At 65.1% G+C, this 20,887-nt stretch carries 16 protein-coding genes; 7 read left to right on the top strand and 9 right to left on the bottom strand.

What is annotated here, in order from left to right; genetic code table 11:
- Positions 1 to 121: 121 nt before the first annotated feature.
- A complete protein-coding gene (locus LB566_RS21100; protein WP_224626627.1) occupies positions 122 to 1,642 on the top strand; it encodes an acyl--CoA ligase in 1,521 nt (506 codons plus the stop codon).
- Between the two features lie 2 nt (positions 1,643 to 1,644).
- Entirely contained in the window at positions 1,645 to 2,625 is a 981-nt protein-coding gene (locus LB566_RS21105) for a 2-dehydropantoate 2-reductase (RefSeq protein WP_224626629.1), read from the top strand.
- A 206-nt stretch (positions 2,626 to 2,831) separates the two neighbouring features.
- On the opposite strand, the gene LB566_RS21110 is transcribed toward LB566_RS21105, so the two are convergent.
- The 7 genes from LB566_RS21110 to LB566_RS21140 all read right to left on the bottom strand — a co-directional run bounded on the left by LB566_RS21110 (position 2,832) and on the right by LB566_RS21140 (position 11,053).
- A complete protein-coding gene (locus LB566_RS21110; RefSeq protein WP_224626631.1) occupies positions 2,832 to 4,721 on the bottom strand; it encodes an ABC transporter ATP-binding protein in 1,890 nt (629 codons plus the stop codon).
- Between the two features lie 208 nt (positions 4,722 to 4,929).
- Positions 4,930 to 5,874 carry an acetamidase/formamidase family protein gene (locus LB566_RS21115; RefSeq protein WP_224626634.1) on the bottom strand — a complete coding sequence of 315 codons (945 nt, stop codon included), beginning with the start codon at positions 5,872 to 5,874 and terminating at the stop codon, positions 4,930 to 4,932.
- Complete coding sequence (locus LB566_RS21120; RefSeq protein ID WP_224626637.1) at positions 5,864 to 7,507, bottom strand: ABC transporter substrate-binding protein; 1,644 nt, start codon at positions 7,505 to 7,507, stop codon at positions 5,864 to 5,866. Before LB566_RS21120 ends, LB566_RS21115 begins: the two co-directional genes overlap by 11 nt.
- Before the next feature lie 34 nt (positions 7,508 to 7,541).
- Entirely contained in the window at positions 7,542 to 8,462 is a 921-nt protein-coding gene (locus LB566_RS21125; RefSeq protein WP_224626640.1) for an ABC transporter permease, read from the bottom strand.
- Positions 8,459 to 9,367: an ABC transporter permease gene (locus LB566_RS21130; protein ID WP_411910496.1), complete on the bottom strand. Its 909-nt coding sequence runs from the start codon at positions 9,365 to 9,367 to the stop codon at positions 8,459 to 8,461. The genes LB566_RS21125 and LB566_RS21130 overlap by 4 nt, the downstream gene beginning before the upstream one ends.
- On the bottom strand, positions 9,345 to 9,962 hold the full coding sequence (locus LB566_RS21135; RefSeq protein ID WP_224626643.1) for an ANTAR domain-containing response regulator: 618 nt from the start codon (positions 9,960 to 9,962) through the stop codon (positions 9,345 to 9,347). The genes LB566_RS21130 and LB566_RS21135 overlap by 23 nt, the downstream gene beginning before the upstream one ends.
- On the bottom strand, positions 9,959 to 11,053 hold the full coding sequence (locus LB566_RS21140) for a transporter substrate-binding protein (protein ID WP_140551678.1): 1,095 nt from the start codon (positions 11,051 to 11,053) through the stop codon (positions 9,959 to 9,961). The genes LB566_RS21135 and LB566_RS21140 overlap by 4 nt, the downstream gene beginning before the upstream one ends.
- A gap of 985 nt (positions 11,054 to 12,038) precedes the next feature.
- Here LB566_RS21140 and LB566_RS21145 point away from each other — a divergent pair.
- The 3 genes from LB566_RS21145 to LB566_RS21155 all read left to right on the top strand — a co-directional run bounded on the left by LB566_RS21145 (position 12,039) and on the right by LB566_RS21155 (position 14,718).
- Complete coding sequence (locus tag LB566_RS21145) at positions 12,039 to 12,893, top strand: MetQ/NlpA family lipoprotein (RefSeq protein ID WP_224626646.1); 855 nt, start codon at positions 12,039 to 12,041, stop codon at positions 12,891 to 12,893.
- Between the two features lie 93 nt (positions 12,894 to 12,986).
- Complete coding sequence (locus LB566_RS21150; protein WP_263498283.1) at positions 12,987 to 14,084, top strand: methionine ABC transporter ATP-binding protein; 1,098 nt, start codon at positions 12,987 to 12,989, stop codon at positions 14,082 to 14,084.
- Positions 14,065 to 14,718: a methionine ABC transporter permease gene (locus tag LB566_RS21155; protein ID WP_224626649.1), complete on the top strand. Its 654-nt coding sequence runs from the start codon at positions 14,065 to 14,067 to the stop codon at positions 14,716 to 14,718. The genes LB566_RS21150 and LB566_RS21155 overlap by 20 nt, the downstream gene beginning before the upstream one ends.
- A gap of 43 nt (positions 14,719 to 14,761) precedes the next feature.
- Here LB566_RS21155 and LB566_RS21160 read toward each other — a convergent pair whose 3' ends face one another.
- A complete protein-coding gene (locus LB566_RS21160) occupies positions 14,762 to 16,447 on the bottom strand; it encodes a hydantoinase B/oxoprolinase family protein (protein WP_224626652.1) in 1,686 nt (561 codons plus the stop codon).
- Between the two features lies 1 nt (position 16,448).
- Positions 16,449 to 18,533: a hydantoinase/oxoprolinase family protein gene (locus LB566_RS21165; protein WP_224626655.1), complete on the bottom strand. Its 2,085-nt coding sequence runs from the start codon at positions 18,531 to 18,533 to the stop codon at positions 16,449 to 16,451.
- A 222-nt stretch (positions 18,534 to 18,755) separates the two neighbouring features.
- Here LB566_RS21165 and LB566_RS21170 point away from each other — a divergent pair, with 222 nt between their 5' ends.
- Both LB566_RS21170 and deoC read left to right on the top strand, forming a co-directional pair.
- A complete protein-coding gene (locus LB566_RS21170; RefSeq protein ID WP_140551684.1) occupies positions 18,756 to 19,583 on the top strand; it encodes a ferredoxin--NADP reductase in 828 nt (275 codons plus the stop codon).
- Between the two features lie 209 nt (positions 19,584 to 19,792).
- Positions 19,793 to 20,833: a deoxyribose-phosphate aldolase gene (deoC, locus tag LB566_RS21175; protein WP_224626658.1), complete on the top strand. Its 1,041-nt coding sequence runs from the start codon at positions 19,793 to 19,795 to the stop codon at positions 20,831 to 20,833.
- Positions 20,834 to 20,887: the final 54 nt, after the last annotated feature.

Consider the following 20,887-nt stretch of genomic DNA (forward strand, 5'->3'; position numbering starts at 1 on the left):
ACGTTGGCGCTACCCCGCCCGTGAACAGCAGAGCAATGCATATGACGGCGTCGGCAATCGTGGGGGGCAGGACCATCCACTGGACTTTCAAAAACTATCGTTTGAACCATAATCGGTGATCATGAGTATGAATTCAAAAGACCTCTCCCAACGCCTCGCCGCCGGAGCCGACGACGCGCCGGCAATCCTGGCGCCAGAGAGGACCACACTCACCCATGGCGGGTTGCGCAGCCTGATCGCCGCCACGGCCGGACAGTTGCATGCGCTCGGCATCGGCCGGGGCGACAGGGTGGCTATCGTGCTGCCGAACGGGCCGGAGATGGCGACCAGCTTCGTCGCGGTGGCGGCCACCGCTGCGACGGCGCCGCTCAATCCCGCCTATCGTGCCGATGAGCTCGATTTCTATCTCACCGACATCGGCGCCAAGGCGATCCTTGTCGCCGCTGATGAAACCGGTGCGGCGGTGACGGTGGCCGAGCGTCTCGGCATCGGCGTGCTGCGGCTTGTCGTGCCGCCGGGTGCGCCTGCCGGCAGCTTCATCATCGAGGGCAATGCGGTCGGCCCGCGGGCGGCGCCCGACATGGCGCGGGACGATGATATCGCGCTGTTGCTGCACACCTCCGGCACCACTTCTCGGCCTAAGCTGGTGCCGCTCAGCCATGCCAATGTCGCGGCCTCCGCCCGCCATATCGGCGCGACGCTTGGCCTGACGGCCGATGACCGCTGCCTCAACATCATGCCGCTGTTCCACATCCATGGGCTGATCGCGGCGGTGCTGTCGTCGCTGGCCTCGGGCGGCAGCATCTACTGCACGCCGGGCTTCAACGCACTGCGTTTCTTCCAGTGGCTCGGCGAGGCCAAGCCCAGTTGGTACACGGCGGTGCCGACCATGCACCAGGCGATCCTGCCGCGCGCGGCGCGCAATCAAGAGGTGTTGGCGGCGACGTCGCTGCGCTTCATCCGCTCCTCCTCGGCCTCGCTGCCGGCGCAGGTGATGGCCGAGCTCGAGGCAACCTTCGGCTGCCCTGTCATCGAAGCCTATGGCATGACGGAGGCCGCGCACCAGATGGCCTCTAACCGGCTGCCGCCGGGCCTGCGCAAGCCGGGCAGCGTGGGTGCGGCCGGCGGACCAGAGGTCGCCGTCATGGCGCCGGACGGCCGATTGATGGAGGCAGGCGAGACCGGCGAGATCGTCATTCGCGGGCCGAACGTCACGGCGGGCTACGAGAAGAACCCCGACGCCAATGCGTCGGCCTTCGCGCATGGCTGGTTCCACACGGGCGACCAGGGCGTGCTCGACACGGACGGCTATCTCAAGGTCACGGGGCGGCTGAAGGAGATCATCAACCGCGGCGGCGAGAAGATCTCGCCGCTCGAGGTCGACGACGTGCTGATGGACCATCCGGCGGTGGCGCAGGTGGTCACCTTCGCCATGCCGCACGACAAGCTTGGCGAAGAGGTGGCGGCGGCCGTGGTGCTGCGCGAAGGCATGAGCGCCAGCGAAAGCGATATCCGCGCGCATGCCGCCATGCGGCTCGCCGACTTCAAGGTGCCACGCAAGGTGCTGATCCTGGACGAGATCCCCAAGGGCGCGACCGGCAAGCTGCAGCGCATCGGGCTCGCCGCCAAGCTCGGACTGTAACGATGAAGATCACCATCTTCGGCGCCGGCGCCATCGGCGGCTATCTCGCGGCCAAGCTTGCTGCGGCCGGCCGGACCGAGCTTTCGATCGTGGCACGCGGTGCCCACCTGGAAGCGATCAGGAAGAGCGGGCTGCGCATGATCGAAGACGGCGCGGAAACGGCGGTTCCGGTCAGAGCCGCGGCTCAGGCCGAGGAGCTTGGCGCGCAGGATTATGTCGTGCTGGCGCTGAAGGCGCATTCCGTCGGCCCCGCGCTGGACCGGATCGCGCCGCTGCTTGGGGAGCAGACAGCAGTCGTCACCATGCAGAACGGCGTGCCGTGGTGGTATTTCCACAAGGCGGGCGGGCCGCTCGAAGGCACCAGGCTGCAAGCGGTGGACCCGGGCGGCACGATCTGGGACCGGATCGGCGCGCGGCGCGTGATCGGCTCGGTCGTCTACCCCGCCGTCGAGGTCGACGAACCCGGTCTCATCCGCCATGTCGAGGGCAGACGCTTCTCGCTCGGCGAACCCTCGGGCGAGAAGAGCGAACGCGTGACCCTGCTGGCGCAGGAGATGGTCAAGGCCGGCCTGCAGGCCCCGGTGCGCGATGACATACGCAGCGAGATCTGGGTAAAGCTGTGGGGCAACCTCTCCTTCAACCCGATCTCGGCGCTGACCGGAAGCACGCTTGCCGCGATCGTGGCCGACGAGGCCACCCGCAGGCTCGCCCGCGCCATGATGCTGGAAGCACAAGCGATCGGAGAAAGCCTCGGCGTGCGCTTCCCTATTGAAGTCGACCGCCGCATCAAGGGCGCCGGCGATGTCGGCGAGCACAAGACCTCGATGCTGCAGGACCTGGAACGCGGCCGTCCGATGGAAATAGACGCGCTGGTGGGCGCGGTGCAGGAGCTAGGGCGACTGGTGAAGAAGCCGACGCCGACGATCGATGGGGTGCTGGCGCTGGTAAGGCGGCTGGCGATGGAGCGGGGATGTTATGGCTGAGGTAGTCCGGTCTGTCTCGATCCCGCCGGCGGCGTTTTGCGCCGTGATGTGGGATTTGGGGCTGCTGAACCCGTGCGCGCCTTAAGGCGGGCATCGCCTGACGCGTCTGCGCTTTTCCTGGATTTCTGGATTTGCGCCGGGGACCCGTCACGCATCGCGACAGAATGCTGCGATGGTTTCCGAGCTTTGCATGAGCAGCATACCCCTCACCCCGCCACCAGGTGACCGCCTCCGACATCGCTCAGCACCAGCCTCTGCGGGCTCTCGCCCAGCCTCCGCGTCGCACTTGGAATCTCCTGGTCCAGCCTTGCGAACCGGCTCCTGCGCTTCGCCGGATCAGGCACCGGCACGGCTTCGATCAACCGTTTGGTGTAGGGGTGGCGGGGGTTGGAGAAAACCTGGTCGCGCGTTCCCATTTCGACGATCTGGCCGAGATACATGACGGCGACGCGGTCGGAGATGTTTTCGACCACAGCCATGTCGTGCGAGATGAAGAGGTAGGCGACGCCGAATTCACGCTGCAATTCCTTCAGCAGGTCGAGTACGCGCGCCTGCACGGAAACGTCGAGGGCCGAAACGCTTTCGTCGGCGATGATCAGCTTCGGCCTTAGCGCCAGGGCACGGGCGATGCAGACGCGCTGGCGCTGGCCGCCGGAGAATTCGTGGGGATAGAGCTCCATCTGGCCGGCCGACAGGCCGACCCGCTCGAACAAAGCCGCCACCCGGTCCCTGCGCTCCTCCTTCGAGGCGACGCCATGGATGACCAGCGGCTCGGCAACGAGATCGCCGACGCGCATGCGCGGGTCGAGCGAAGCGTAGGGGTCCTGAAAAATCATCTGCACGTCGCGGCGCACCGCCTTGCGCTCGTCGCGGCCGAGGCCCGACAGGTTGCGTCCGCCGATGACGATGTCGCCGGTATAAGGCACCAGTCCGGCCAGCGCCTTGGCGGTGGTCGACTTGCCGCAACCGGATTCGCCGACCAGCGCCAGCGTCTCGTTGGAAGCGATCGAAAAGCTGACGCCTTCGACGGCATGGACGCGCCGGTTGACCCTGCCGAAGAAGCCGCCACGCAGGTCGAAGCGGACATGCAGATCTCTCACCTCGGCGACAGATTTTTTGGCGTCGGCGCTAGGCCCCCTCATCCGGCCCTGCTGGCCACCTTCTCCCCGGTGGGGAGAAGGGATTGGCGCGGACGCCGGCGATCTCCTCTCCCCTTGGGGAGAGGTCAGCCGAGCGAAGCGGAGGCTGGGTGAGGGGGCAGGGTCCAAATCCGGGCGCTTGCCGATGCGCGGCACGGCGGCGAGCAGCTCGCGCGTGTAGTCGGCCCGCGGCCTGGCGAAAATGTCCGAAGCCGTGCCTTCCTCGACCATGCTGCCATGCCGCATGATGATGACGCGGTCGGCCATTTCGGCGACCACGCCCATGTCGTGGGTGATGAGGATGACGCTGGTGCCGTGCTGGCGCTGCAGGTCGCGCAGCAGCTCCAGAACCTCGCCCTGCACGGTGACGTCGAGCGCGGTCGTGGGCTCGTCGGCGATCAGCACGTCGGGCTCGAGCGCCAGTGCCATAGCGATCATCACGCGCTGGCGCATGCCGCCGGACAGCTCATGCGGAAACTGTTTCAGCCGGCTTTCGGCTTCCGAAATGCGCACTGCCTTCAACGCCTCGATGGCGCGGCTTCGGGCCTCGGCGGGCGAGAGGCTGGTATGCGCCTCGATGGATTCGGTGAGCTGGCGGCCGATCGACAGCACCGGGTTGAGCGAGGTCATCGGCTCCTGGAAGATCATGGCGACGCGGTCGCCGCGGATGCGGCGCATGCGGTGCTCGTCGAGAGCTGTGAGATCGGTGTCGCCCGCATTCCCGCTGAGAAGGCGGATCGTGCCCGAAGATATGCGCGCGGCGGGCTGCGGCAGGAGCTGCATGATCGCCAGCGCGGTCATCGATTTGCCGGAGCCGGATTCGCCGGCAATGCAGAGCGTTTCGCCGCGTTGAAGCGTCAGCGAAAGATTGGAGACCACCTCGCGCTCGCCGTCCTCGCCGCGCACGGAGACGGAGAGATTGGCGATGTCGAGGATTGTTTCGCTGGTCGAGGTCATCGCACGAGCTGGGTTCTGAGAAGTTTATTGCGGCACGCCCCCCTCTGTCCTGCCGGACATCTCCCCCTCAAGGGGGGAGATCGGATGTCGCTTCGGCTTTCGCCAGTCTCCACCCGTTGAAAAAAGGCGAGGCGACGAAACTGCCAATCTCCCCCCTTGAGGGGGAGATGCCCGGCAGGGCAGAGGGGGGTGCAGCGCCGACCGAACATCATTCGAACACGCAGCGCGGGAAGTAGAACGACACCACCCAGTTCGGCATGTCGACGATCTCGCTGATCCTGAGATCGCCGCAGACCGAGGCCAGCATATAGGCCTCGACCGGATCAATCTGGTAACGGCCGGCGAGCAGGTCGATCATCTGGGCGACCGCCTCTTTCGCGCCGGTCATCAGGTCCGGGCCGATGCCGGTGGTCACCTCGTAACCCTTGGCGTCGAGGTGGCGCGTGACCGGGCCCGGCGTAGTGAAGCGCGGCATCTTCAGCCTGGCGTCCTTGACCAGGTCGAGCTTGAGCACGACGTCCATCGGGCTTTCGATCGCCGTGCCGCAGACCTCGCCGTCGCCTTGCGCGGCATGCGTGTCGCCGACCGAAAACAGCGCGCCGGCCACCTCCACCGGCAGATAGAGCGTGGTGCCGGCGGCGAGGTCGCGAATGTCCAGATTGCCGCCGACGCGACGGGGCGGCACCACCGAGTGATGGCCCATCTCGCCCGGCGCGTTGCCGATGGTGCCGGCGAAGGATTTCAGCGGCACGCGGCCGTTCTTGCCGAACAATGCCGGCTGGAGCGAGGCGGCGTCGTATTTCCAGATGTTCAGCGCCGGCTGCTTGAAGTCGTCGGCGAGCAGGCCGAAACCCGGAATGTTCGCCGTCCAGCCGAAGCCGGACGGTTTGAACATCTCGATCGTCACCTTCAAGGCATCACCGGGTTCGGCCCCTTCGACGAAGATCGGCCCGGTGACCGGATTGACCCTGGCGAAGTCCATCTTGGCGACGTCAGCGACCGTGCTGTCGGCTCGCAACTGACCGCCGCTGGCATCAAGGCACTGGAACTCGATGGTCGAGCCGGGCGCAACGCGCTCAGCCGGGACAAAGGAATTGTCCCAGCCGAAATGGTGGTGGCGCCCGTGGATGGTGTAATCGCAGTTATTGCACATCTTTTACGTACACATTGTCGTAGTTGATCGGGATATGGACCGGGTCGACATAGAGGTTGTCGGCGCCGCCCATGCGCGCGGACTTCATGGTAAAGCGCTGCTCGTTGAAGACCGGCGCCCAGGGCGCGTCCTCCATCACCTTGTCGTAGATGGCGCTCCACATCTTGTAGCGCTCGCCTGATTTGGCCGGGTCGACCACCGAGTCGGCCTCGGCTGCCTTGGCGTCGAGATCCTTGTTGCAATACCACGACCAGTTCCAGCCGCCCGGCACCGCGCCGGCGCAGCCGAGGATCGGGCCGTAGAAGTTCGACGGGTCCGGGAAGTCGGCGATCCAGGCCATGCCGCCCGACCAGATCATCGGTGCACCGGCCTTGTCGCCGCCGGCGGCGATGACGTTTGCCTGGGCGAGCGACTGGATGCTGGCCTTGATGCCGATCGCCGCCAGATCCTGCTGGATCGCCTGCGCGATGCGCGGGTTGGGATCGGTGTTCATGGCGAAAAGCTGCGTCTCGAAGCCGTCAGGATGGCCGGCTTCGGCCAGCAGCGCCTTGGCCTTGGCGACGTCATAGGGATAGCCCTTGAACTCTTTGTCGTAGCCCGGCATCGAAGGCGGCAGCGGCTGATTGGCCGGCACGGCACGGTTGTTGATGATCTGCACGACGCGCGCCTTGTTGATCGCCATGTTGACCGCCTGGCGCACCTTTACGTTGTCGAACGGCGCCATGGTGGTGTTCATGGTGACGTAGCCGGTATGCAGCTGCCCGCCCTCGACGACGCGCGCCTTCTGCTCGGGATCGGCCATCACCTCCTGGAACTTGGCCGGCGGAATGCCGTCGCCGGGCACGTCGATCTCGCCCTTCTGCAGGCGCAGCAGCGCCACGATCGGCTCTTGGCCGATCTCGAAGGTGATCTTGTCCAAATGCGGCAGTCCCTTGTGCCAATAGTCCGCGTTGCGCTCGAAGACGATGCGCTGGCCGAGCGTCCACTCGGCGAGCTTGAAGGCGCCGGTGCCGACCGGATGCTTGCCAAAATCGGCGCCGTATTTCTCGACCTCTTCCTTCGGCACGACATGCGAGAAGTTGATGGCCATGACATGCAGGAAGGTGGCGTCGGGCCGGGTCAGCTCGAACTTGACCGTGTAGGGATCGACCACCGTGACGCCGGACAGTGTCTCCGCCTTGCCGGCGGCGACGTCGTCATAGCCCTTGATCGAGCCGAAGAAGCCGGCGCCGGGGCTCTGCGTCTTCGGATTGGTGACGCGGTCGAGCGAGTATTTCACGTCGTCGGCGGTCATTTCGCGGCCATTGTGGAATTTCACGCCATGGCGCAGCTTGAAGGTGAAGGTCTTGCCGTCGGGCGAGATCTCGTAGCTTTCGGCGAGATCGGGCTTGAGGTTGGTGGTGCCGGGCTCATAGTCCATCAGCCCGTCGAACAGGCTCTTGATCATCGACCAGTTCTGCCAGTCATAGCCGATCGCCGGGTCCAGGGTCGCGACATCGTCCTTGTAGGTGATGGTGATGGCGCCGCCCTGCTTGGCGTTGGGATCGGCGGCGTCCTCGGCGCGGACGCTTGTCATGCCGAGCATCAGCGCCAGCGCCGATGCGGCCACGGTGGATGCGAGAAGCTTTTTCATTGTTATGTTCCCTTTCTCTGTTGGTTTTCTGGTTTCATCTGAGCTTGATGCGGGGATCGATGAACGGGGCGATGATGTCGGCCAACAGATTGCCGAGCACGATGGCGAAGGCCGACACCAGCGTGACGCCCATGATGATCGGAATGTCGACGCGCTGGATCGCCTGCCAGGCGAGCTGGCCGATGCCTGGCCAGCCGAACACGCTTTCGACCACCACGATGCCGCCCATGAAGATGCCGATATCGATGCCGATCATGGCGATGACCGGCAGGATGGCGTTGGGGAGCGCATGGCGAAACAGGATGGCGCGGCGCGCCAGGCCTTTGGCGCGCGCGGTGCGCACATAATCCTGACGCAGCACGTCGATCATCGAGGAGCGCATCATGCGCGCGTACCAGCCGGCGCCGAGAATGCCCATGGTCAGCGAGGGCAGCACCAGATGGCGCCAGGTGCCGTAGCCGCCGATCGGGAACCAGCCGAGCCGCACGGCGAACACATAGAGCAAAAGCAGGCCGACGACGAATTGCGGCGCCGAGACGCCGACGAAGGACGCGACCATCAGCGTCTGGTCGGTGGCGGTGCCGCGCTTGACGGCGGCGATCAGGCCCATCGAGAGCCCGATCAGCAATTCGCACAGAATGGCGCCGACCATCAGAAGCAGGCTCGCCGGCAGCCGCGACACGATGAGCTCGGTGACCTCGGAGCGCTGGATGTAGGAGCGCCCGAGATCGCCGCTGGCAAGCTTCATGAGATAGTGCCAGTACTGGACGACGAAGGGCTGGTCGAGGCCGAGCTGCTGGCGGATGTTCTCGACCGTCTGCGGCGTGGCGCTGCGGCCGGCGATCTGGCGCACCGGGTCGGCGGGCAGCAAATAAAGCAGCGCGAAGGTGACCAGCGAAACGCCGAGCAGGATGAGCAGCGACTGGATCAGGCGGCGGCCGAGATAGGCGATCATGCGCGGCCCCTTTGCGTCGGATCGAGGATGTCGCGCAGCGCGTCGCCGATCAGGTTGAAGGCCAGCGCCAGCGCCAGGATCGCGGCACCCGGGAAGAACACCAGCCAGGGTGCCGCCTGGAAGTAGGTCTGGTTCTCGAAGATGATGTTGCCCCATGAGGCGGTCGGCGGCTGTACGCCGATGCCGAGGAAGGAGAGCGTCGCTTCCAGCAGCACCGTGGTCGAGATGCCGAGCGTGCCCCAGACGATGATGGTGGGCAGGAGATGCGGCAGGATGTGGCGGAACAGGATGCGCGGCGCGCTGGCCCCAATGGTACGTTCGGCATCGATGAACTCGCGTTCGGCGAGCGAAGAGGTTTCGGTGTAGATGACACGCGCGGTCTGCACCCAGTTGACCAGCGCAATGACCAGAGCGACGATCCAGAGACTTGGCTCGAACACCGCCGCGAGACAAATGGCGAGCAGTAATGCCGGAAACGCCATCATCAGATCGGTGAAGCGCATCAGCGCGCTGCCGATCCAGCCGCGGAAATAGCCCGCCGTGACGCCGACCAGCGTGCCGATCAGCAGCGCCACGCCATTGGCGACGATGCCGATGATCAGCGAGGTGCGCGCGCCGTAGAGAATGCGGGTCAACAGGTCGCGGCCGAGCAGGTCGGTGCCGAGCCAGAATTTAGCATCGGGCGGCAAGGGCGAGCCTTCCAGCGTCAGCCCGTCGAACATCTGCTCATTCGGATCATAGCCGGTCAGCCATGGCGCGAGGATCGCGCCGGCGAAGACGATGGCGACGATGAACAGACCGAGCAGCGCCAGGCGGCGTTTGACCAGCCGGCGCCAGACGCCGGCGCGCGGCTTGACCGGCATGCGTGCGGCCGCAGGGAGGTCAGGCGCGATAGGACTGGTCATCGCCGCTTTCCCTGCCCGTCATGGGCTCATCCGTCATCGCCACGATGCGGCGCGCCGCATCCTCGACGCTGATCTGCCAGCTCATCGCCAGCGAGCGCAGCTGCGCATAGGCGCGCTCGTCGTCGGCGCCTTTCGAGAGTGCCGCGACCGCGCGCACGATGGTCTGGCGCTCGGCGACGCGCTGGCGCAGCGAGGCGATCTCGCCGGCCAGGTGTTTTCGCGCCTCGAAACTCTGCCTTGCGATCAAGAGCGCGCTGTATACGCCGGCAGTGCCGACGGGCTTCAGGAGCTGTGCATCGGCCTTGTGCGACAGTGCCCATTCGATGCGGCCGGGCGCCTCCGAACCGATCAGCGCCACCAGCGGCATCGGCGCCTCGCCGGCCTTCCAGGGGAATTGCTCGTCGAAGCCGAGGTCGGCGTCGAAGAACACGAAATCGGCGGCCAGCGCTTCGGGCGGCAGTTCGGGCCAGCAGTCCACCGTGACCAGGCCGATGGCGGACAATTGCCTGGTGATGGCCTGCACCGTCGGGTGCGGGCGATGCAGGACGAACGCCCTGGCGCCGCCGAGATTGGGGATGCGCGGCGTCCTGGTCACGACACCACCCTCAGGCGTGGCCGGCCGAACGTTTTCGCCGGGTCGTAGCGCGACAGATACGGATCCGGCGCGACCTCGTCTTCGCGGCTGACGACCTCGAAGAAGCCGTCGGCGATCCGGCCGATGATCACCGGCAGCGTCGCATGTTGGGAGTGGGCGTCGATGGCGATCGGCCCGAGCCGGGTGGAGAAGCGGCGCTTGGCGAAGGCTTTCGAGAATTCCGCCGGACCGGCGTCGGGATCGCGCGAAAGCACGTCGGCCATCACTTGCACGGAGGCATAGGCGGAGGCCTCGAAGGACGAGGCGAAGGCCGCCGACCGAGGCGCGAAATACGGCCCGACCGACAAATGCCCCCTGCCGTTTTCGCCGATCGCCGGCAGCTCACCCTCGGTGAGGTTGCAGGAGATGACCGGGCACACCCCGGGGCTGAAGGCCGGGTCCTCAACGCCCAGGTCGCGGTAGGCAGCCAGGAAGGCGTAGGAGGTGGTGCCTATGAGATTGTTGAGGACGAAACTCGGCCGCGTGGCCCGGATCTCGGCGATCAGCCGCGACACGTCGGTCTCGCCGATGCGCAGGTAGCGCTCGCCCAAGACCTTGCCGCCGGCGTCCGCGATCAGGTCGCGTGCGACGCGGTTCATTTCCCAGCCCCAGATGTAGTTCGAGCCGAGCAGGAAGCCGTTGGCGCCGAAGCGGGGCACGACATGGGCCATCAGCGGCACCAGATGCTGGTTGGGGCAAGCGTGCATGTAGACGACGTGCTCGTTGGCCTCGAAGCCTTCATAGGGGCAGGCGTACCAGAGCATGCCGCCGGCTTTCTCCAGCACGGGAATCGTCTCCTTGCGGCTCCAGGAGGTGACGCAGCCGACGACATGGCGCGCGCCGCTGGTCCTCAAGATGTCCTCGCACAGCGTCGCGTAGCGATCGGCATTGCTTTGCGGATCGCGCTCGACCGGCACCAGCTCGATGTCATGGCCGCGGTCGGCATTGATATCGGCAATAGCCCGCAGGGCGCCCATCCGGCAGGCATCGGAAACGAGCTGGTAGCTCCCCGAGCGGGAATAGAGGATGCCGATCTCGATACGCCGTTTCAAACAGATCCCCAAAAATAACAATGCCCCGCAGCCACCGCCGGAGGGCGAGGCATACGAGGCATTCTTGCCGCCCGGCGATCGGGGCCGGTATTTTCAACCTAAACTATTCCGTGCGACCGCGCAGTCAAGCAGGAAAGTGCGATCGGTCCAAGTTTGAAATTAAGGCTTGGGCCGCAAGGCGATTGGGCAGGAACCTTCTACCCAGGGATGGGGAGGTTTATGAATCCCTTCGACCAGGAGAACCTCTCATAGGCGAAGAAAGCCGACGACGTGATTGACGACGGCAAGGACCCGCCGCGAAGTGCTGAGGCGAGAGGCGAAAAGAAGCGCCGAGAACTTGGCACCAGAGCGGCGCGCCGAGATCGTCCGGAAGTCGGCTGAGAAACATTGGTCGGCTAGTTTCTCTAGCTCCGCAGGTGCCTCGACATGGTCACCGTTCGAAAGCGGCGCGATTGAAAACATGTGACCTTTTGGGCCGGTCGGAATCAGGCCGCCTTGCGCCGTATGAGAGATGCCAGGATGGTACGCATTCCTGAGTACGCCGGGCCGCCGATCGTCACTTCCCAGTCAGTACCGCGTTTTCGGGGAAACTTAGCACTGCGTAGCGCTTCACGGAATGCTGTCGGCTCAACGCCTACGGTTTGAGCCATTTCTTCAGCGGTTGTACATTTGGCTATCATGAAATCTCCTGTGCTTTCCTCCAGGCATATAGGGATTCAGAGCGGAATGCGCCAGCAGACCGGCCAGATCGCAAACCGAGACACTACGGAAAAGTGCGTTCATCAGCTCAACGGCGGCGCTGCGGCCCGCTCGGTGCGGCTAGGCCGGCGTGCTCGCCGTCCAGCAAATTTTGAGAGAATATTCCGGAGTTTGAGGCGAACCGGGGAACGCGGTTCTTTGATAATATCCGTAGAGTTTCTGATGATCAGGGCAAGGCTCGGCATTCCGCCCGGCTTTTGTGACTTCGCAACCGCAGAGATCCATCATGTCCGATTTCAGGAACACTTTTCCATCTTCTCTTTCGTCACACTTCAACCGGCGCGCGGGTCTTGCTTTGCTTTTCGCTTCGGCAGTCGCGGTCACCGGGCTGGTTGCGCCCAGCGCCTCGTTCGCCGAGGACAAGAAGGCGATCAAGGTTGGCATCATCAGCGGCGAGGACGAGGATGTCTGGCGCGTCGTCGTCGCCCAGGCGGCGCAAAAGGGCCTCAGCATCGAGACCGTTGTGTTCAATGATTACACCCAGCCCAACGAGGCACTGGAGCGCGGCGAGATCGACGCCAATGCCTTCCAGCACCAGCCCTATCTCGACAACCAGATCAAGACACAAGGCTACCACATCGTGCGCGTCGGCTATACCGGCGTCTGGCCGATCGGCCTCTACTCCAAAAAATACACGAAGATCGCCGACCTGCCCGAGGGCGCGGTGATCGGCGTGCCGAACGATCCCTCCAACGAAGGCCGGGCGCTGCGCGTGCTGCAGAACGAAGGCGTGATCAAACTGAAGGACGGCACCGGCATTCTCGCCACCACCGCCGACATCGCGGAAAACCCGAAGAAGGTCGAGATCAAGGAGCTCGACGCCGGCATTGTCGGACGCTCGGTCGAGGATCTCGATGCCGCCGTGGTCAATACCGACTGGGCGCTGAAAAGCGGCCTGACGCCGGAAAACCGCATCGCGCAAGAGCCCATTGCCGACAACCCCTATCGCAACTTCATCGCGGTCAAGGTCGGCAATGAGAACGAGCCCTGGGTGAAGACGCTGGTCGCGTCCTACCAGAATGAGGCGGTCAAGGCCGAATTCGACAAGGTCTACAAGGGAACCGGCCTCAGCGCCTATTGAGAACGGACCGGGCGCCCGGTTCGACAGCTATAGCGGTCCGCGCTTGAGCGCGGGCCGCAATTTCGTTTTCGGATGACGAGAACAGGAACACGCATGAACCAGCATTTCGCGGCATCAACGGGGACCGTCGGCCCGATCCAGGGCCAGCCTGACGCGTCCCAGGACGTGGTACGTCTTGTCGACCTGAGGCGCCGCTTCGGCGCCACGGCGGCGCTCGACGGCATTTCGCTGACGGTGCGCAAGGGCGAGATTCTCGGCATTATCGGTCGCAGCGGCGCCGGCAAGTCGACGCTGATCCGCTGCCTGAACGGCCTGGAACGGCCAGATTCCGGCGAGGTTTTCATCGAAGGCCGCGAGATCAGCCGGCTCGGCGAGCGCGACCTGCAGCCGCTGCGGCGGCGCATCGGCATGATCTTCCAGCATTTCAACCTTTTGTCGGCCAAGACGGTCGAGGAGAATGTGGCGCTGCCGCTCAAGATCGAGGGCCGCCCGAAGGCGGAGCGGCTGCGGCGCGCCGCCGAACTGCTTGACCTCGTCGGCCTGTCGGAGAAGGCCAAGGCGTATCCGGCGTCACTGTCGGGCGGGCAGAAGCAGCGCGTCGGCATCGCCAGGGCGTTGGCCGCGCGGCCAGCGCTGCTGTTGTCGGATGAAGCCACCTCCGCGCTTGACCCGGAGACGACGCGGTCCATCCTCGCCTTGCTGAGGGACATCAACCGGCAGCTTGGCCTGACCATCCTTTTGATCACCCATGAGATGGAGGTGATCCGCTCGATCGCCGACCGCGTGGCGGTGATCGACGTCGGGCGCATCGTCGAGCAAGGCCCGGTGTGGTCGGTGTTTGCCGAGCCGCGGTCGCAGATCACCAAAAGCCTGCTCGGCGCCATCCGGCCGCAATTGCCGGCCGAGCTCTCGGCTCGGCTGGCGCCGTCAGCCGGCGCGGAGACCATTGTGCGCGTGGATGTGGCCGGCGAGGCCGCGCGGAGCCCGCTTCTGTCCGATCTTGCAGCGGCCGCGCCTGGCCCGTTCCGCCTCGTCCATGGCGGCATCGATCACATCCAGCAGGAACCGGTGGGAACGCTGTTCCTCTCCATTCCCGGCGACGATGCAAGCCATCTCGCTGCCGTCATCGCATTCCTGAAGTCCCGCCAGGCGCGGGTGGAGGTGCTTGGCCATGTCGCCGATTCTGTTTGAGCTTCTTTTGCGGTCGATCTGGGAGACGGTGCTGATGACGGCCGCTTCCGGCCTCATCTCGCTGGTGTTCGGCCTGCCGCTGGGTCTCGCCTTGATCGCCACCGAACGCGCCGGCATCGCCGAGAATCTTTGGGTCAACCGGGTGCTTGGCGCCGTCATCAACGGCTTCCGCTCGGTGCCGTTCATCATCCTTTTGGTGGCGCTGATCCCGGTAACGCGGCTGATCGTCGGCACGTCGATCGGCACCTGGGCGGCGATCGTGCCGCTGTCGATCGCCGCCACACCCTACTACGCGCGCATCGCCGAAGTGTCGCTGCGCGAGGTCGACCATGGCCTGATCGAGGCGGCGCGCGCCATGGGCGGCAGCCGTTGGACGATCATCCGCGAGGTGCTGGTGCCGGAAGCGCTGCCAGGCATCGTCGCCGGCTTCACCGTGACGCTGGTGACGCTGGTCGGCGCCTCAGCCATGGCCGGCGCGATCGGCGCCGGCGGCCTCGGAGACCTCGCCATCCGCTACGGCTACCAGCGGTTCGAGACGTCAGTGATGATCGCCGTGGTGATCGTGCTGATCATCCTGGTTTGCGGCATCCAGTGGGTGGGCGACCGGCTGGTGGCGAGGCTGGATAGGAGATGATGATCTGCCGGTTGAACATTCGGATCAGCTGAGGCCGGCGAGTTCATGCCGCGCCGAACAAATCCCTGGCCCGTTCGGCCGTATAATAGCCAAGCCTGACGTCACGCGCGACCAGTTCCGGATCGCGCTCCAGCGGATCGCCATAGCCGCCACCGCCCGGCGTGCCGACGCGCACGCGGTCACCCGCCATGAGCGGGATGTCCTGCTCCTTGGAGAGGTGCGGCGGCACATGCTCTTCGCCATTGCGGAAGACCGTGACGGTGTTGACCGCGCCATCCTTGCCGCCGAGCGCGCCCTGCGGGCCCAAGCGGCCATGGTCCATGACGAAGGAGGCGCGCGCTTCGCCGCGCAGGATCTCGACCTCGTAGGCAAGGCCAAAGCCGCCGCGATGCTTGCCGGCGCCGCCAGAGCCCTCGCGCAAGGCATAGTGACGGTAAAGCACCGGAAAGGCCTGCTCCATGATCTCGACCGGCGGCGACTTGGAGATGCCGATGGTCGAGCAGCCATTGCTCAGCCCGTCATGGCCGGCATTGCCGCCATAGCCGCCGCCGGAAATCTGGTACATGACATAGTCGCGGCCGCGCGCCGGATCGTTGCCGCCGAGCGCGAAATTGCCACTGGAGCCGGCGGGCGCCGCCGTCACCTTGTCGGGCAGCGCCTGCACCATGGCCGCGAACACCGCCTCGGCGATGCGCTGCGACACTTCCGCGGCGCAGCCCGAGACCGGGCGCGGATATCTGGCATCCAGGAAAGTACCCTCCGGCCGCTTGACCTCGAGCGGCTCGAACGCGCCGGCGCTGATCGGGACATCGGGGAAGATATGGCGCATGGCGAGATAAACCGAGGACAAGGTGGTCGCCAGCACGCTGTTCATCGGCCCCGCGCAGGGTTTTGACGAGCCGGCGAAATCGAAAGTCAGGGTGTCGCCCTTCTTCTCGACGGCGAGCGCGATTGTCAGCGGCTCGTTGACCACGCCGTCGGAATCGACGAAGGCCTTTGAGCGGTAGGTTCCGTCGGGAATGGCCGCTATGTTGGCGCGCATCTGCTCGGCGGCGCGGCGGCGCAGTTCTGCGATTGCCTCGACAACAGTTTCGTCACCGTAACGATCCAGGATTCCATTGAGCCTGTCCTGGCCGATCAGCAGTGCGGCAGCCTGCGCCCTGATGTCGCCGATGCGCTGGTCGGCCACGCGGATATTCGAACAGATGATGGCGTAGATCTCCGGGTCGAGCAGGCCCTTCTTGAACAGTTTGACCGGCGGCAGCCGCAAGCCTTCCTGCTCGACCGCCGTGGCCGAAGCCGAGAAGCCGCCGGGCACCGAGCCGCCAATGTCGGGCCAATGGCCGGTGTTCGACAGCCAGCAGAAAATCTTGCCGTTCCGATAGACCGGCATGACGAAGCGCACATCCATCAGATGCGTGCCGCCGAGATACGGGTCGTTGACGACGTAGATGTCGCCCGGCTCCGGGGCCAGGCAGCGGCCGTCGGCGATCATCTCGATCACCGTCCTGGTCGAATATTGCATGACGCCGACGAATACCGGCAGGCCCTGGCTGCCTTGCGCGATCAGCGAGCCGTCGACGGCCGAATAGATGCCGTCGGAGCGGTCGTTGGCCTCGGCGATGACAGGTGAGAAGGCGGCGCGGGAAAAGGTCAGGTCCATCTCATCGCAGACCTGCTGCAGGGCTGCCTGGAGGACCGAGAGCGTGATGGCGTCGAGCTTTTGCATCTCAGGCCTCGCCGATGTCGATGATGATGTTGCCGTCGACGTCCGAGCGGGCGCGGTCGCCGGGTTCTAGCACGGTGGTGGCGTCCATCTGTTCGAGGATCGCGGGCCCTTCGATGATCCCATCGAGCGGCAGTTCTTCGCGTGCGTATACGGGCGTGTCATGCCAGCGCCCGCTGTACCAGACCGGCCGGATCTCGCGTCTTGCATCGTCGAGCGTCTTTGCCCGCCCGGCGGGGTCGATCAGCCGAGACAGATCGATCGCCGGCCTGACACCCGTCACCGAGGTGTTCAGGTTGACCAGATTGGCGCGGATTTCCGGCAGCTCGACCTTGAAGCGCGCGAAATAGGCCTTTTCGAACAGGGCCTGCAGCTCCTGCCGGGTCACCGACGAGGACGGCAGCAGCACGTTGATGATGTGGGTCTGGCCGACGAACTGCATGTCGGCGGAATGGGTGACGCGGATGGTTTCCGGCTTCACCGCCTCCTTGGCGATCAGCTCCTCACCTTCGTTTCGGTGCCGTTCCAATACTTGGTGGAGCTGGCTTTCGTCGAGCACGCCTACGGGCTGGTTGATGGTGTTGACGAAGTCGTGGCGCAGGTCCGCGACGACGCAGCCGAGCGCGTTGGTGATGCCGGGCCGTGCCGGCACCAGCACCCTGGGCAGGCCAAGTTCGCGCGCCAAAGCGGTGGCGTGCAGCGGGCCGGCGCCACCGAAGGCGAACAGCGCGAAATCGCGTGGATCGTGGCCGCGCGACACCGACACCATGCGGATGGCGCCGGCCATCTTCATGTTGCCGAGCCTGAGCACCGCGCCGGCCGCTTCGACGCCGGACAGGCCGGTCGACTTGCCGATCCTGTCCTCGAAAATGCCGGTGACACGCTCTGATGTGACCGGATTGTCGACCGCCAGCAGCTTCTTCGGCGCCAGCCGGCCGAGCACCAGATTGGCGTCGGTGATGGTCGGCTCCAGGCCGCCGCGCCCGTAGCAGATCGGGCCGGGATTGGCGCCGGCGCTTTCCGGGCCGATCTGGATCAGGCCGGCCGCGTCGACGCGCGCGATCGAGCCGCCGCCGGCGCCGACCGTATGCACCGCCACCATCGGCACATGGATGGGCATGGCGTATTCGATCTCGATCTCGTTCGAAACCGCCGGTTCGGCGTTGCGGATCAGCGCCACGTCGGTCGAGGTGCCGCCCATGTCGTAGGTGACGAGGTTTTCGAAGCCGGCGCGCTTGCCCGTATAGGCGGCGGCGATGACGCCCGAGGCCGGGCCGGACATCACGGTCTTGGCCGATTCACGTGTGACGAAGCGGGCCGAGATCATGCCGCCATTGCCGTTCATGATCAGGAAATCGCGGGCATAGCCCTTGCCGGCAAGTTCCTTGCGCAGCCGCTCGATATAACGTTCGAGGATCGGCTGCACCGAAGCGTTGACCGAGGCGGTGACGCCGCGCTCGAACTCGCGCGCTTCCGACAGCAGCGCATGGCCCGTGGTGATGTAGCCGTTCGGCCAGAGTTCGCTGGCGATCTCGGCGGCGCGCCGCTCGTGCGAAGGGTTGGCGTAAGAATGCAGGAAGTGGATGACGAGGGATTCGCAGCCGGCATCGATCAGCGTCTTCACCGCCTCGCGCATTTCGGTCTCGTCGAGCGGCGTGCGGACGGCACCTGTCGCTTCGACCCGTTCCGACACTTCGAGCCGCAGGTTGCGCGGGATGACCGGGATGAAGGTGCCCGTCATGCCATAGGGCTGCGGCCGCGTGCGCCGGCCAAGCTCGATCACGTCGCGGAAGCCGCGCGTGGTGATCATGCCGGTCCTGGCCAACCTGCGCTCCAGCACCGCATTGGTCGTGGTGGTCGTGCCGTGTACGATGAGGTCGATGCCGTCGACGGGGAAACCCGTGGCGCCAAGCGCCGATACGACGCCGAAAGCCTGGTTGTCGACCGTGGTCGGCGTCTTTGCGATATGCACCTTGCCATTGTTCCTGCCGTCGATCAGAAGCAGGTCGGTGAAGGTTCCGCCGACATCGATGCCGGCGACGACACTGCCCAGGGAATCCGGCTGCTGCACCGAAAAATTCTCTTTCATTGTCGAAACCCGAAATGCTGGGACTACGGATATGTCACAGTTTGGAAAGGTGTTTTACGACGGCATCTTGACGCAAATATCGTTTGTATACTAATAAATTCCGGACACAAGAGCTTACCGCTTTGGAGTGTGCGAGCAGCACGCCGGGACCTGAAAGGTTCGGGCGCGCAGGAATAAGGTTTGGCGCCCGCGTCCGTGAGTTGGGCCAGAAGGTTGGATTTGATGAACACCACATCCGCGTTCAGCACCGCCGGCGCCCGCCCGCTGCAATTTCCGATTCCGGCCAATGTCTATGCCGAAACCGTGGTCTCGGTGAAGCACTACACCGACCGGTTGTTCTCGTTCCGCATCACCCGTCCGCAGTCGCTGCGCTTCCGTTCCGGCGAATTCGTCATGATCGGCCTGCCCAATGCCGAGAAGCCGGTGTTCCGCGCCTATTCCGTGGCCAGCCCGGCCTGGGACGAAGAGCTGGAATTCTTTTCCATCAAGGTACCGGACGGCCCGCTGACCTCGGAGTTGCAGAAGATCCAGGTCGGCGACACCGTCATCATGCGCCAGAAGTCGACCGGCACGCTGGTTGTCGACGCGCTGACGCCGGCGAAGCGACTGTTCATGATCTCCACCGGCACCGGCATCGCGCCCTTCGCCAGCCTGCTGCGCGACCCTGACACTTATGAAAAATTCGAACAGTTGATCCTGACCCACACCTGCCGCGACAATGCCGAGCTGACCTATGGCCAGGAACTGGTGGCGGCACTCGAAAGCGACCCGCTGATCGGCGAACTGACCGGCGGCCGCGTCACACTTTACAACTCCACGACCCGCGAGGAGTCGGCGCGCATGGGTCGCATCACCGCGCTCATCGGCTCCGGCAAATTCTACGCCGACCTCGGCATAGAGAAGCTCAATCCCGAGACCGACCGCATCATGATCTGCGGCTCGATGCATATGCTCAAGGATGTCAAGGAAATGGCCGAGAGCCTTGGTTTCCAGGAAGGCTCGCTCAGCCATCCCTCGACTTTTGTCGTCGAGCGCGCCTTCGTCGGCTGAGGCCTGCTCTCCCCCGACGATCAAGCTTTTGACCTTCTGGTCAAAAATTAGCTGCTTTCGCGGCCTTTTTCAGCTATCCCTCGCTTGAGGACTCGTGAAGCGCGGCTTCGCGGGCTATCTTCGTGCGTGTCGCCCAAAAGTGCCCAACGGTTTTGGGAGGACGGCATGCACCAAGACATAAGCGCAGTCGCTGAGTGAAAGGGCAGGAGATGAGCAGCACAATCCGCGAGGCCGAGGCCAAGGTGATGCCGCTGCCGGCGCGCGCCGCCGCCAACACCGCCCTCCCGCTGGATCATCGCATCGCGCGCAATCCCGGCATGAAGCTCGACCTGGGCTTCCTGGAATCGGTGCGCAGCGTCAATCGCTCGGCGCTGGAACGGCGCGTCGCCAGCCTGACCAAGCGGCGCTCGATCAAGGCCGACAACCAGGCGGCCTGGCTGCTGCGGGCGATAGCCTGCATGGACCTGACGACGCTGAACTCCAACGACACGGAAGAGCGCGTGCGCCGGCTTTGCGCCAAGGCGATCAATCCGCTGCGCCGCGACATCGCCGAGGGCCTGGGCATTGCTGATGAAACCATCCGCCCGGCCGCCGTCTGCGTCTACCATCCCTTCGTCGCTACCGCGGTCGACGCCGTGCGCGGCACCGGCATCCATGTCGCCGCCGTCTCCACCGCATTCCCGCATGGCCTTGCGCCGCTGTCGACCCGGCTGCAGGAGATCGAGGCCTCGGTTCGCGACGGCGCCGACGAGATCGACATCGTCATCCCGCGCGGCCTGGTGTTCGGGGCCAAATGGCGGGAGCTCTACAACGAGATCGTCTCGATGCGCGCCGCCTCCGGTGACGCGCATCTGAAGGTCATTCTCGGCACCGGCGACCTCGCCACGCTGCGCAACGTGATGCTGGCCTCGATGGTGGCGATGATGGCGGGCGCCGATTTCATCAAGACCTCGACCGGCAAGGAAAGCGTCAACGCCACGTTGCCCGTCGGCCTTGCCATGGTGCGCGCCATCAGGGCCTATTTCGAGGAGACCGGCTATCTCATCGGCTTCAAGCCGGCCGGCGGCATTTCCACCGCCAAGGTGTCGCTCGACTGGCTGGTGCTGATGAAGGAAGAACTCGGCCGGCCATGGCTGGAACCGGAGCTGTTCCGCTTCGGCGCCTCCAGCCTGCTGACGGACATCGAGCGGCAGCTCGAACATCACCTGACCGGGCACTATTCGGCCAATCACCGCCACGCGATGGCGTGAGGCGGAGTGAAGCCTTGAAGACCGCACCCTACGGCGCCCCCCTCTGTCCTGCCG

Source organism: Mesorhizobium sp. CA13 (genome assembly GCF_020165235.1).
In the GTDB taxonomy this organism is placed as follows: Bacteria; Pseudomonadota; Alphaproteobacteria; order Rhizobiales; family Rhizobiaceae; genus Mesorhizobium.